This window comes from Bradyrhizobium sp. 1, assembly GCF_023073315.1.
In the GTDB taxonomy this organism is placed as follows: Bacteria; Pseudomonadota; Alphaproteobacteria; order Rhizobiales; family Xanthobacteraceae; genus Bradyrhizobium.
Window position 1 is genome coordinate 184,015 of the sequence record NZ_JADPJH010000014.1, and the last position, 11,651, is coordinate 195,665.

The window sequence follows — 11,651 nt, forward strand, 5'->3', positions numbered from 1 at the left end:
TCGATGAATGCGAAACGCGACAGTCGGCGCGATCACCTACGAATTCCTCTTTGAGGTTTATCGAAAAATGGATCACGATCGAACGACCGGGTTTATCCAATCCCGACCCGATGAAAATGGCACACAGCGGGAGGCCTTCTACCACGAAGCGATGGGCCAGTGGGAATGGATTGGCAGGGTGTTGGGACAAGTTGGCGTCCTGAAGGCCCTGCAGCAGCCACCTCCACCTCCATGGGCTGGACCAACTTCGATGCCAAGGAATGACTTCTCCTACCCTGTGATGACCTTGGCCGAATGCAGTGCTGCCGACTTCTCGAATTTCGAGACCTTTGACAACTATTGCGTTGCGATGTTCTCCCTTGAATATCTGCACTACCATTTCAAACGTGCCGGGGACCTCGTCAATCTCGCCATTCGATCGCCCCGCTTCGTGGATTCTGTTGCGGCTCAAGACGACATTTTCCGCATCGAGGACAGCAATCGCGTCGTCTTTGATCGCTCGCGCTACGAAGAAAAGGTCATGACACGTTGGAGAGACGGGCTGGACAACCGCAACATACGTCCCAAGGGTGGCGCGTAGCTATCCGCCCCCGGTCGCGGCCAACGTCGCCTGCACCGCAATCTCGTCAGCTCGCCAACACCTCACCGCGTGTCCATCAGCACGCGTCTCCAGCACCGGCCCAGGCTCGCCTCGACACACCGCCTCGGCGTACCGACACCGCGGGCTGAACGCACACCCATTCGGCGGATTGAGCGGATTGGGGAGATCGCCGCCTGTCGTCGCCAGCGGTGCATGGTGCAGCGGATCGGGGATCGCGGCGATCAGCGCCTGCGTGTACGGGTGCGCCGGCCGCTCGAAAATCTCGCGCCAGTCGCCGTTCTCGACGATGCGGCCGAGATACATCACGGCGACCTTGTCGCTCATGTGCTCGACGACGCCGAGGTCGTGGCTGATCATGATGTAGGAGAGACCGAGCGTGTCCTTCAATTCCAGCAGCAGATTGATGATCTGGGCGCGGATCGAGACGTCGAGCGCCGAGACGGGCTCGTCGCAGATGACGATCTTGGGATTGAGGATCAGGGCGCGGGCAATGCCGATGCGCTGCCGCTGGCCGCCCGAGAATTCGTGCGGGTAGCGGCCCGCCTGTTCGGGCCGCAGGCCGACATGCCGCAGCATGGTCGCGACGCGGTCCCCGATCTCGCTTGTTGCGGTCACGCCGTGCACACGCAGGGGATCCTCTAACGTCCGGCGAACGGTCTGGCGGGGATTGAGCGAGGCGTAGGGATCCTGAAACACCATTTGCACAATGCGGGCCAGCGCCTTGCGATCGCCGGATGGCCTGTTCGTCACGACCTGCCCGTCCACCACGACGCGGCCACGGGTCGGCGCCAGCAGGCCCAGAATCGACAGCGCGACCGTCGACTTGCCGGAGCCGGACTCGCCGACCAGGCCGAGGCATTCGCCGCGCTTCAGCTTGAGGTCGACGCCGTCAACGGCACGGAGCAGCCGCCGGTCGCGGCCGAGCCAGCCGCCGCCCATCGGAAAATGAACCGCGAGATCCTCGACGCTGAGGATGAGATCGTCGTCCGGCCTGCCTTCACCCAGCCTGTCTTCACCCGGCCTGTCTTCATCCAGCCGGTCTTGGGGCTCATGCATGGTGATGGCACCTCACCAGACCGCCCGCCTCCAGCAGATCCGCCACCGGTGCGACGGTCCGGCAAATACCGGTCGCCTGCGCGCAGCGCGGATTGAACCGGCAGCCATCAGGGAAAGCCGTGATCGCGGGGACGACGCCCGCGATCTCCTTGAGCCTGGTCCTGCCAAGCGCAGCGCGGCTCCCCAGACGCGGCAGCGAAGCGACCAGGCCTTGCGTATAGGGGTGCGAGGGGCTGCGAAAAACATCGGCCGAGCCGCGCTCCTCGACGATGCGGCCGGCATACATGACGGCAACGCGGCGGCAGACATTGGCGACCAGGCCAAGATCGTGGCTGATCATCAGGATCGCCGTGCCTCGCTCGGCGCACAGATTGCGCATCAGCTCGATGATCTCGGCCTGCACGGTCACGTCGAGCGCGGTGGTCGGCTCGTCGGCGATCAGCAGATCCGGACCGCAGGCGAGCGCGATGGCGATCATCACGCGCTGGCGCATGCCGCCGGACAGCTGGTGCGGGTAGTCCTTCACGCGCCGTTCGGGCGCGGGGACGCGGACGCTCGCCAGCGCCTCGACCGCCAACTGATTGGCCTCCCGCCAGCTCTTGCCCTTGTGCAGCACGAACATCTCGGCGATCTGCCTGCCCACGGGCGAGACCGGGTTCAGCGCCGTCATCGGCTCCTGGAAGATCATGGCGATACGATTGCCACGCAGCTCGCGCTGTTTGGCCGCGGAAAGGTGCTGGATCTCCCGCCCCTCGAACCGGATGACGCCACTGCCGATCGACAGCGGCTGCCGCAACAGGCCGATCAAGGCGAGCGCCGTGATGCTCTTGCCGCAGCCGGATTCGCCGACGAGGCCAAAGGTCTCGCCACGATCGATGCGGAATGAAATGCCTTCGGCCGCCGCAACGCGCCGCGATCCATCGTCGAGATCGATGCGCAAATCCTCGACTTCAATCAGCGGCACGCCTGTCATGACCGCCGGCTCCGCGACTGTGGATCGAGAATGTCGCGCAGGCCGTCGCCGAGCAGATTGAGGCCGAGCACCGTGAGGAAGATGGCAAGGCCCGGAAACACCGAGAGCCACGGCGCCGTCGTGATCTGGTCGCGGGCGTCCGACAACATGCTGCCCCAGCTTGGAAACGGCGGGCGAACGCCGAGACCCAGGAACGACAATGCGGCTTCGGACAGGACCGCGCTGCCCATGCCGAGCGTCCCGATGACGATGATGGGCCCGAGCATGTTCGGCAACAGCTGCGTGATCATGATGCGCAGATCGCCGTAGCCGAGCACGGTGGCCGCCTGCACATAGCCCTGGCTCCTGAGCGACAGCGCCGAGGCCCGCGCGATCCGGCACGTAAAGGACCAGTTGGTCAGCCCGAGCGCGATCAGCAGGCTGGTCAGGCCGGGTCCCAGCACCGCCATGATGGCGAGCGCAAAGATCAGCGAGGGGATCGCGAGCATGAGATTGGTGAGGCCGTTGACGACATCATCCCACCAGCCGCCCCAATAGCCGGCGCTCAGCCCCAGCGCCACGCCGATGACGCTGTTGATCAGCTGCGAGACGATGCCGACGGTCAGCGAGACGCGTGCGCCGTACACGACGCGGGAATAGATGTCGCGGCCCTGGTCGTCGGTGCCGAACCACCAGGTCCAGCTCGGAGGCTCCTCCGCATTCATGAGGTTGGCGTCCAGGACGGGATCGGTGTGCGCCAGCCAGGGCGCCAGCAGCCCGACCAGGATGGCCAGCGCGAACAGCGCGCCGCCGATGATGAGATTGGCGCGGAGCTTCATGCGTATCTGATCCTGGGATCGATCACCCCGTAGAGCACGTCGATCAGCAGATTGATCGCGAGAAAGGCCAGCACCACCACGAGAATGGAGCCCTGGACGGCGGGAATGTCGCGCTGCAGGACGCTGTCGACGAGCAGCGATCCGATGCCCGGCCAGGAGAACAGTTTCTCGACCACGACCGCCTGCCCCATCAGCGCGCCGAACTGCAGGCCGACCGTGGTGAGAATGATGACGAGCGCGTTGCGCATGACGTGCCACTTCACGACCCGCGTTTCGCTCATGCCCTTGGAGCGCGCCGTGCGGACGAAATCAGCGGTCATGATCTCAAGGACGGCGGCGCGCGTCGTCCGGGCAAACAGCGCCATCGGCGAGACGCCGAGCGTCACAGCCGGCAGGACCAGATATTTCAGGCCGCCATCGCCATAGCCGAAACTCGGCAGCCAGCCGAGCTTCAACGCAAACAGATACATCAGCACCAGCCCGAGCCAGAATTTGGCGATGGAAAGGCCCGACACCGCGACGATCATTGCAAGCGTATCGACGATGCCGCCGGGTTTCAGCGCTGCGATAAAGCCAAGCGGCACACCGATCACGACGGAAAACGCCATGGCTGCGAAGATCAGCTGCAGCGTCGGCCATATCCGTTTGGCGATCATGGCCGTGACAGGCTCGCGGGTCCGGAACGACGTCCCGAAATCACCGGTCGCGAGCTTGGCGATATAGGCGCCGAAACGCACATAAAGGGGATCGTCGAGGCCGAGCTGCTTCTTCATGCGCAGCTCGACCTGCGGATCGCTGTCGTCGCTCATGGAGGAGACGATGCTGCCGGGAACGACGCTGAACAACACGAAGACCAGCAGCACGACGGCAAGCACGGTCGGAATGGTCTGCAGGAGACGGCGGATCAGGAAGGAGAGCATCTCAACTTTTCCTCGCTCCCTCCATTACTCGTCGTGATGAAGGGAGCGCGAGAGCGCGTGTCACTTCGCGGGCGAGGTCTCGTCGACCCAGAGGTCTTCGACGCTCTGATGGGTCAGCTCCGTCGCATTCAACTGAATCCCCCTGAGCCAGGGCTGCACGGCCATGACCGCCTTGTTGTAGTTGAAGAACCAGACCGGCGCCTCCTCATAGAGCAGCGCATTGGCCTTTTGCAGCAGCTGGGTGCGCTTTGCGGCGTCGTCGACCTGCCCTGCCTCGTCGATCAGCTTGTCGAACTCGGCATTGCTGAATTTCATGTAATTGCAAGCCGGCTGCGGCGTCGACGAGTGGAAGCATTTGAGCGCGGCCTGGGGATCCGGGCCGGTGGCCTGGGAATAGATGAAGGCCTGATAGTCGCCGCTGCGCACCACCTCCGCCAGCACGGCGGTCTCGACCTGCTTGACCTTCGCCTTGATGCCGACCTTGTCCAGCATCGGGATCACGGCCGAGACGATCGGCAGGCCCCAGCTCTCGTTCTGGCTGGTGGTCCATTCGAATTCGAAGCCTTGGGGATAGCCGGCCTCCGCGAGCAGCTGCTTGGCCTTGGCCGGATCGTAGGCGTAGGGCTTCATGGCCTTGTCGTAGGCGGGCGAGGTCAGTGGCAGCCAGCTGGTGGCGCGATAGGCCTTGCCCTTGACCAGCTTGTTGATGATCAAATCGGTATCGATCGCGTAGTTGATCGCCTGCCGGACGCGTTTGTCGGCGAACGGCTTGAAAGCGGTATTCATCCCCATGTAACGCGTGAAGACCTCGGCGACCTCGACGACGGTGCCCTTGAGATTGGCGTCGGCCTGATAGGCGACGTACTGCGCCGGCCCGAGCACCGAGGTGTCGATCTCCTTGTTGCGGAAGGCGACATCGCGTGCCGCGGCCTCGCCCATGACCAACACGATGACCTTGTCGGCATAGGGCTTGCCGGGCTTGTAGAACCGGTCCCACCGCTCCAGGACGATGCGCGATCCCGGCACGTGCTCGACGAATTTGAACGGACCAAGACCGATCGGCTTCTGGATGAAACTGTCCTTGGCGGCCTCGTCGGCAGGATAGATCGAGGTCAGCGCGGTGAAGAAATAGAAGCCGGGATCGACTTTCTCGGTCAGCTTCATCTCGATGGTGAAGTCGTCGATCTTCTTCAGGCCGGAGATCTCCTTGGCCTGGCCCTTTTCCACCGCAGCCGCGCCTTCGATCACGCGGACATAGCGCGCGCCGGGATAGGCCTTGGTGCCGTCCATGATGCGGTTGTAGGACCAGATGACGTCGTCGGCCGTCATCTTGCGGCCGTTGTGAAAATAGGCGTCGTCGCGCAGCTTGAAGGTGTGAACGAGACCTTCGTCCGAGATCACGTCCTCCTTCGCGAGTTCCAGAACCGGTTTGCCTTCCGCGGAATTCCAGATGTAGAGCGAGCGATGCAGGGCCTTGGCGTAGATCTCGTCCTGGGCGCGCTGGGTGGTGTGAATGTCCAGGCTGGTGAAGCTCGAACCATAAGGCGCGGTCATGCGGATGGTTCCGCCCTTGCGCGGCGTCTCCGCCTGCGCCGTGGCGACGAGCGCCAGTCCCAAACCGGCGACGATCGCCACTGTTCTCAACATCATAGGCCCTCCGGCAACGCGTATTCCGATCAGGGAGTTGACCATTCGTCGCCCGTCGAAAGCAAGCTTCGTTTGATGGCAATTGACGGCGGTTCCTGAGGCAGTGACGGCCGCATGGGTGAGGTTGCCGGCTCCAGCGATGCGAGTCGCCGATTGACGCGGTGCGTCATAGAAGGGACGGCCTGCCGCTCCCCGGCGGCTGGGCCTGATGACCGCGAACAACTCGCCCTTCATCCGCTCGGCTCACGTCGAGACGCGGCTCGATCTCACGATTGTGCTCGGCTTCTATCCCGCCGCACTCGCCAAAAGCGGCTGCAACAAGACGGACGACGCGGCAGTCGTCACCGTCAACGAGCGGACCACCAAGCTGGCGGCGCACGCCGGAGAGAATTTGGCGAATTCAGACAACACAGCCGGCGAATTGCCGGACGGCCAAAAGCTCGATCTACCGCCGGGCAAGTACAAGGTCAGCCTGACGGTGAACGGCAGCGTGGCACGCAGCCGGGAGTTCGAGGTTGCGGCCAACGAGACCTGGGGTCTGCTGGTCGAGACGAATGGCGTCTTGTTGCCGGTACGGCTGTTTTGACGTCCTCTCCTCGTCATTGCGAGGAGCTCTTGCGACGAAGCAATCCAGAGTCCCTCCGCGGAAAGACTCTGGATTGCTTCGCTCCGCTCGCAATGACGGAGCGCGGAAGCGCGCTCCTCAGCCGGTCAGTTCCGGCATCCAATCCCGCAATTTTCGTGCGGCGCCGGTGACGTCAGCGATCGTCCGAAACGCCGCAGCCTCCACCATCAATCCCCGCGCAAGCCGCACGGCGCGGGCTTCGCTGACGGCTCGCCTCTCCGGATCCTCGATCAGCTCGAAATCGATGTTGTGGGCAAGGCCGAAGATACGACGGATGGTTTTGGCGGCGGCGAAGCCGACCGTGTCCATGAACAGCCGTTGCATGTAGGCTTGCCGCTCGGCCTCCAGCCGCGCGGCGCCCTTCTCGCCGGCAAAGAGCGAGACCGGATATGCATCGCCGCGCGCGTCCGACCGCCAGAGGTCGAGGAATTTTCGCGCGAACTCGTTCCAGACCTGCTCGACCGTCCCGAGCACCCAGCCCTCGAAGACCTGCCGGTCGCCCGGCGCGCGCTCGTGACCGGCGGAGGCAAAATAGGCCATCAGCAGGTTCGCCAGCACGGCGCCGACGTCGAATCCCATCGGACCGTAGAACGCGAATTCGGGATCAATCACCCGCGTCTGGCTCTCCGTGACCATGATCGATCCGGTATGAAGGTCGCCATGGAGCAGCGCTTCCGGGCTTGCCATGAATTTCAGCTTCAGCCGGGAGACCGCGACATGCAGGTCCATGTCATCGCGGAGGTTAGCTGCCAGGCCGTCGAGATACGGCGCGGTCCAGCGGTTCTGCTCGGCGATCCGGTAGGGATCGGTGAAGATCAAATCTTCGGTAATCTTGCAGAGCGCATGGTTGCCGGCGAAGGCCGCGATGGCCTCCTTCTTCTCGACCGCCGAGAGCGCGAGGTCGGAGGTGAAGAACAGGGTGCGCGCCATGAAGGTGGTGATGTCGTCCACGAAGCGCGGATATTGCGCTGCCGCGACCAGCCCCCTGCGCATGATGATGTGGGGCTCGAGCAGCTCCATCACCGTCAGCGCCAGCGCTTCGTTGTGGTGCAGCAGCGCCGGCACGAGGCCGGGGGCGAGCTCGGCCTGCCGGGACAGGGCGAGGTGCTCGTAATGGGCTCGCGACAGCGGCAATGGCCAGCTCTCGCCGACGAGGCGGACGTAAGGCAGCGCCTGCTTCACGGCGACGCCGCCCTTCGCGCCCTTGACGATAAAGACGAGGTTGAGATTGCCGTCGCCGACTTCGGTGATCGGCCACGCGGCAGGGTCGCCACCAAGAATCGCCTTGAGGTCGGGGATGCCTGCGAGATAGTCCCGCAAGGCCGCCTCATGCAGAATCCGATAATCCCCTGCCCGGTCTCCGGCCATGACGATCCCATCCCATGTATGGGCCGGATCGTTACTCCCGCTCCAGGAAGCTCGAGCCGATCTCGACCTTTCTTTTGATGGGATCGTAATCGCAATAGACGCTATCCGCCACCAGCGTGTAGCTGGCGCTGACAGTGTATTTGTCCAGCTTGACAGAGTTCAGGCCGATCACCGAGGTGCTCTTGCCGCCGTTCCATTTGAACGGCGTCGAGCTCTTGGCCTGTTCGCAGGCCAGCACGGCCTCGTTGAAGACATAGCCCTCGACGAACGCCTTCAGCGTCCGCACCTGCACCGCCATCCTCCACTCGACATAGCCGATGGCGCCAAGACCGGCGACGATCAGCACCAGAAGCGCGATGACGATCCTCTGAAAAGTCATTTGTTTCCCTCAACAACGACGCAACACCGAAATTCCAGCAACAAACTTAGAACGGCATTCCCATCAGCTTCGACAGGCGCTCGATCGAGAGATAGCCGGCGTGATAGGCGACCATGGCGATCCCGTAGATGACCGCCGAGATGATCGTGGTCCAGATCAGCTTGCTCCTCATCCGCGTCAGGATCGGCGCGCCGGGATCGGTGCCGGGGGCACCGACGCCGTCCTCATGCTGGCTGCGCACGCCGAACGGCAGCGTCAGGAACAGTGCGATCCACCAGATGACGAAGTAGATCGCGATCGCGGTCGATATCTGGATGGCCATGGGGCGGCCTTATGCCTGCTCGATTTCGACGAGCGCGCCGGAAAAATCCTTCGGGTGCAGGAACAGCACCGGCTTGCCGTGGGCGCCGATCTTCGGCACGCCGTCGCCGAGCACCCGCGCGCCCTCCTTCACCAGCGTGTCGCGCGAGGCGATGATGTCGACGACCTCGTAGCAGATGTGGTGGATGCCGCCGTCGGCATTGCGCTCGAGGAATTTTGCGATCGGCGAAGTCTCGCCGAGCGGCTCGATGAACTCGATCTTGGTGTTGGGGAGCATGGCGAACACGGTGATCACGCCGTGGTCGGGCAGCGGGACCGCCTCTGAAATCTGCGCCCCGAACGCGGCGCCGTAAATCCTGGCGGCCTTGATGGCATCCTTTGTGGCGATCGCCACATGGTTGAGCCGACCCAGCATGTTCTTCTCCCTTAGAGCATGATCCGGAAAAGTGTGATCATGCTCAAACTTCATACTGTCAGGACGTGTACCAGACAGGGGGGCTTTTTGCCCCAATGTTCGTTGATGACGGACCGGACAGCGCGTCGCACCGACTCGGCCAGGGCATCCGGATCGCGGCGGCGCGCCTTCGGCAGTCCCTCGATGGTGGAGACCACGGCGTCGAACACGAGGTCGTCGAAAGGCTCGCCGGCCTTGTTTTTCTCGGGGATTCCGACCAGATCGACCTCGGGATCGTCGGCGAGCTCGCCTTGCGCGTTCATGGCGAAGGCGACGAAGGCACAGCCGGAGAACGCCATGCGGCGCCGCTCAGTCACGGCACGGGACTTGGAATCCTCCAGGATGTTGCCGTCCTTGTAGAGACGGCCCGATGGCACCTCGCCGACCACACCGGGATCGCCGGGGCCGAGCTTGACCAAGTCGCCATTGCGGACGACCAGCACGCGCGGCACGCCGGCGGCGCGCGCGAGTTTGGCGTGCTCGTGCAGATGCAGCGCCTCGCCGTGGACCGGGATCAGGAGCTGCGGCTTCACCCAGGAGATCATGTCGCGCAACTCGTCGCGGCGGGGATGGCCGGAGACGTGGACCAGATGGTCGCGATCGGTGATCACCTCGACGCCCTGGAGCACCAGATTGTTGATGATCGCACCGACCGCCTTCTCGTTGCCGGGAATGGTGCGCGAGGAGAAGATCACGCTGTCGCCGCGGTTCAGCGTGATCTCGGGATGGTCGTCATTGGCGATGCGGGCGAGCGCGGCGCGGGCTTCGCCCTGACTGCCGGTGCACAGCGCCAGCACCTTGTCCTGCGGCAGATGGCCGTAGACCTCGGCCGAGCGAAAGTTCTGCACGCCGTCGAGAAAACCGGTCTCGCGCGCGACCTGCGTGACGCGCTCCATGGCGCGGCCGACCACGACGACCTCGCGGTCGGCGGCCTTGGCGGCGTCGGCGACCGCCTTGATGCGGGCGACGTTGGAAGCAAAGGTCGTGACCGCGACGCGGCCCTTGGCGGCCTTCACGAGGTCGATGATGGTCCGGGCAACCTCGGCTTCCGAGGGCGAACGGCCGTCGCGCACCGCGTTGGTGGAATCGCCGATCAAGGCGAGGACGCCCTCCTCGCCGAGCTCGCGCAGCCGCTTTTCATCGGTCGGCTTGCCCAGCGTCGGGGTCGGGTCGATCTTCCAGTCGCCGGTGTGCAGCACGATACCGACTTCGGTGTGGATCGCCAGCGCGTGCGCTTCCGGAATCGAATGCGCGACGGGGATGAACTCGACATTGAATGGGCCGATATCGACGCGGCCGCCCGATTGCACCACCGTCACCGGGATTTTTGGCGCATTGCGCTCGGCCGCAAGTTTGGCCTCGAACAGCGCCGCGCTGAACTGTGTCGCATAGATCGGACATTTCAGCCTGGGCCAGAGGTCGATGATGGCGCCAAAGTGGTCCTCATGGGCGTGCGTCAGCACCAGGCCCATCAGGTTCTTGCGTTCCTTCTCCAGGAAGCTGATGTCGGGCATGATCAGATCGATGCCCGGCAGATGCTCCTCGTCGCCGAAGGAAACGCCGAGATCGACCGCCAGCCAAGACCGCTGCTGGCGATTGCCGAGGCCATAGATCGACAAATTCATGCCGATCTCGCCGACGCCGCCAAGCGGCGCAAATACCAGTTCGTCAGGCTTCGCCATCACGCAGCTCCCACGGAGGCGGCCGAGCCAAAGAACACCTCGCCGGCCGCCACCGGCAGGCGTCGGCCGTCAGCGGTGCGGACGATCAGGCAACCGCTGTCGTCGATGGTGTCAAAAATGCCTTCCAGCGTCATCGTCCCCGTGTTGATTGCGACCCGCTCGCCGAGGCCCGCGGCGCGCTCCAGCCAAAGTTTACGGATCTCGGCAAAACCGCGGCCGTTGTCCCAGATGCCGCGGAACTCGACCCAGGCATCCGATAGCGCCGAGAACAGCTCTTCCGCGCTGATCTGGACGCCGAGTGTAGCCAGCGACACGGCGGGCGTGGGCGTCCCCTCGGGCGCCGCCACGACGTTGGTGCCGATGCCGACGACGATGGCCAGGCGATCGCCGACGGCCTCCGCTTCCAGGCCGATACCAACGAGTTTCCTGCCGTTGGCGAGGACGTCATTCGGCCATTTCAGGGCGTAGCGGGGCCTGTCAGGACCGAGCCGCAGCGCGGCCTCGAGGCTGACCTTCTCCAGGGCGGCCTCTTCCGCCAGCCCCGCCGCAAAACCGATGGTGGCGGCGACCGCAGGCGCCACGTCCATGACCTCGAGGAGGCTGGCCGCTAAATTTCCCTTCGGCGCGATCCAGGGGCGCTGGCGACGGCCGCGGCCGGCGGTCTGCTCGGACGTGACGAACCACATCGGCCCGCGTTCGCCGGCCCGAGCGTGTTCGATCGCATCGGTATTGGTCGAGCCGGTCCGTTCGAAAGCCGCGAGCTTGTAGCCCGCCGACAGGGCGCGAGGACCGAGCGCGAATCCCATC

Annotated in this window: 13 protein-coding genes; 2 read left to right on the forward strand and 11 right to left on the reverse strand. The window is 64.2% G+C overall.

The genetic code is table 11. The features are described 5' to 3' along the window. Positions 1-7 precede the first annotated feature (7 nt). Entirely contained in the window at positions 8-580 is a 573-nt protein-coding gene (locus IVB29_RS09465; protein ID WP_247503133.1) for a hypothetical protein, read from the forward strand. Here the strand turns inward: IVB29_RS09465 and IVB29_RS09470 are convergent, their stop codons facing one another. Genes IVB29_RS09470 through IVB29_RS09490 form a run of 5 tightly spaced genes read right to left on the reverse strand, consistent with a single transcriptional unit; the run spans position 581 to position 6,018 of the window. Further along, a complete protein-coding gene (locus IVB29_RS09470; RefSeq protein ID WP_276576849.1) occupies positions 581-1,657 on the reverse strand; it encodes an oligopeptide/dipeptide ABC transporter ATP-binding protein in 1,077 nt (358 codons plus the stop codon). Beyond that, positions 1,650-2,630, reverse strand: a complete 981-nt coding sequence (locus IVB29_RS09475) for an ABC transporter ATP-binding protein (protein WP_247503134.1) — start codon at positions 2,628-2,630, stop codon at positions 1,650-1,652. Before IVB29_RS09475 ends, IVB29_RS09470 begins: the two co-directional genes overlap by 8 nt. Further along, positions 2,627-3,448 (reverse strand): ABC transporter permease, encoded by an 822-nt coding sequence (locus IVB29_RS09480; RefSeq protein WP_247503135.1) that lies wholly within the window; start codon positions 3,446-3,448, stop codon positions 2,627-2,629. Before IVB29_RS09480 ends, IVB29_RS09475 begins: the two co-directional genes overlap by 4 nt. Continuing rightward, the gene (locus IVB29_RS09485; RefSeq protein ID WP_247503136.1) at positions 3,445-4,368 is read right to left on the reverse strand and encodes an ABC transporter permease; all 924 of its coding nucleotides are present in this window, start codon (positions 4,366-4,368) and stop codon (positions 3,445-3,447) included. The genes IVB29_RS09480 and IVB29_RS09485 overlap by 4 nt, the downstream gene beginning before the upstream one ends. Positions 4,369-4,428: 60 nt before the next feature. Further along, entirely contained in the window at positions 4,429-6,018 is a 1,590-nt protein-coding gene (locus IVB29_RS09490) for an ABC transporter substrate-binding protein (RefSeq protein WP_247503137.1), read from the reverse strand. A 205-nt stretch (positions 6,019-6,223) separates the two neighbouring features. Between IVB29_RS09490 and IVB29_RS09495 the strand changes: the two genes are divergently transcribed. Beyond that, the gene (locus IVB29_RS09495) at positions 6,224-6,601 is read left to right on the forward strand and encodes a hypothetical protein (protein WP_247503138.1); all 378 of its coding nucleotides are present in this window, start codon (positions 6,224-6,226) and stop codon (positions 6,599-6,601) included. Positions 6,602-6,718: 117 nt separating this feature from the next. On the opposite strand, the gene mtnK is transcribed toward IVB29_RS09495, so the two are convergent. Genes mtnK through IVB29_RS09525 form a run of 6 tightly spaced genes read right to left on the reverse strand, consistent with a single transcriptional unit; the run spans position 6,719 to position 11,650 of the window. Next, positions 6,719-8,008 carry an S-methyl-5-thioribose kinase gene (gene mtnK / locus IVB29_RS09500; RefSeq protein WP_247503139.1) on the reverse strand — a complete coding sequence of 430 codons (1,290 nt, stop codon included), beginning with the start codon at positions 8,006-8,008 and terminating at the stop codon, positions 6,719-6,721. 31 nt (positions 8,009-8,039) lie between these two features. Beyond that, complete coding sequence (locus tag IVB29_RS09505; protein WP_247503140.1) at positions 8,040-8,387, reverse strand: hypothetical protein; 348 nt, start codon at positions 8,385-8,387, stop codon at positions 8,040-8,042. Between the two features lie 46 nt (positions 8,388-8,433). Beyond that, on the reverse strand, positions 8,434-8,709 hold the full coding sequence (locus IVB29_RS09510) for a DUF1467 family protein (RefSeq protein ID WP_247503141.1): 276 nt from the start codon (positions 8,707-8,709) through the stop codon (positions 8,434-8,436). Positions 8,710-8,718: 9 nt separating this feature from the next. After that, entirely contained in the window at positions 8,719-9,123 is a 405-nt protein-coding gene (mce, locus tag IVB29_RS09515) for a methylmalonyl-CoA epimerase (protein WP_247503142.1), read from the reverse strand. Positions 9,124-9,173: 50 nt separating this feature from the next. After that, entirely contained in the window at positions 9,174-10,844 is a 1,671-nt protein-coding gene (locus IVB29_RS09520; RefSeq protein ID WP_247503143.1) for a ribonuclease J, read from the reverse strand. Further along, on the reverse strand, positions 10,844-11,650 hold the full coding sequence (locus IVB29_RS09525; RefSeq protein WP_247503144.1) for a biotin--[acetyl-CoA-carboxylase] ligase: 807 nt from the start codon (positions 11,648-11,650) through the stop codon (positions 10,844-10,846). Before IVB29_RS09525 ends, IVB29_RS09520 begins: the two co-directional genes overlap by 1 nt. Position 11,651: the final 1 nt, after the last annotated feature.

Excerpts from the sequence above, each read along its gene's own strand:
- IVB29_RS09475 (WP_247503134.1), bottom strand. The coding sequence starts at position 2,630 with ATGACAGGCGTGCCGCTGATTGAAGTCGAGGATTTGCGCATCGATCTC.
- IVB29_RS09490 (WP_247503137.1), bottom strand. The coding sequence starts at position 6,018 with ATGATGTTGAGAACAGTGGCGATCGTCGCCGGTTTGGGACTGGCGCTC.
- IVB29_RS09480 (WP_247503135.1), bottom strand. The coding sequence starts at position 3,448 with ATGAAGCTCCGCGCCAATCTCATCATCGGCGGCGCGCTGTTCGCGCTG.
- IVB29_RS09510 (WP_247503141.1), bottom strand. The coding sequence starts at position 8,709 with ATGGCCATCCAGATATCGACCGCGATCGCGATCTACTTCGTCATCTGG.
- IVB29_RS09485 (WP_247503136.1), bottom strand. The coding sequence starts at position 4,368 with ATGCTCTCCTTCCTGATCCGCCGTCTCCTGCAGACCATTCCGACCGTG.
- IVB29_RS09470 (WP_276576849.1), bottom strand. The coding sequence starts at position 1,657 with ATGCATGAGCCCCAAGACCGGCTGGATGAAGACAGGCCGGGTGAAGAC.
- IVB29_RS09495 (WP_247503138.1), top strand. The coding sequence starts at position 6,224 with ATGACCGCGAACAACTCGCCCTTCATCCGCTCGGCTCACGTCGAGACG.
- IVB29_RS09465 (WP_247503133.1), top strand. The coding sequence starts at position 8 with ATGCGAAACGCGACAGTCGGCGCGATCACCTACGAATTCCTCTTTGAG.
- mtnK (WP_247503139.1), bottom strand. The coding sequence starts at position 8,008 with ATGGCCGGAGACCGGGCAGGGGATTATCGGATTCTGCATGAGGCGGCC.
- IVB29_RS09505 (WP_247503140.1), bottom strand. The coding sequence starts at position 8,387 with ATGACTTTTCAGAGGATCGTCATCGCGCTTCTGGTGCTGATCGTCGCC.
- IVB29_RS09520 (WP_247503143.1), bottom strand. The coding sequence starts at position 10,844 with ATGGCGAAGCCTGACGAACTGGTATTTGCGCCGCTTGGCGGCGTCGGC.
- mce (WP_247503142.1), bottom strand. The coding sequence starts at position 9,123 with ATGCTGGGTCGGCTCAACCATGTGGCGATCGCCACAAAGGATGCCATC.
- IVB29_RS09525 (WP_247503144.1), bottom strand. The coding sequence starts at position 11,650 with ATGGGATTCGCGCTCGGTCCTCGCGCCCTGTCGGCGGGCTACAAGCTC.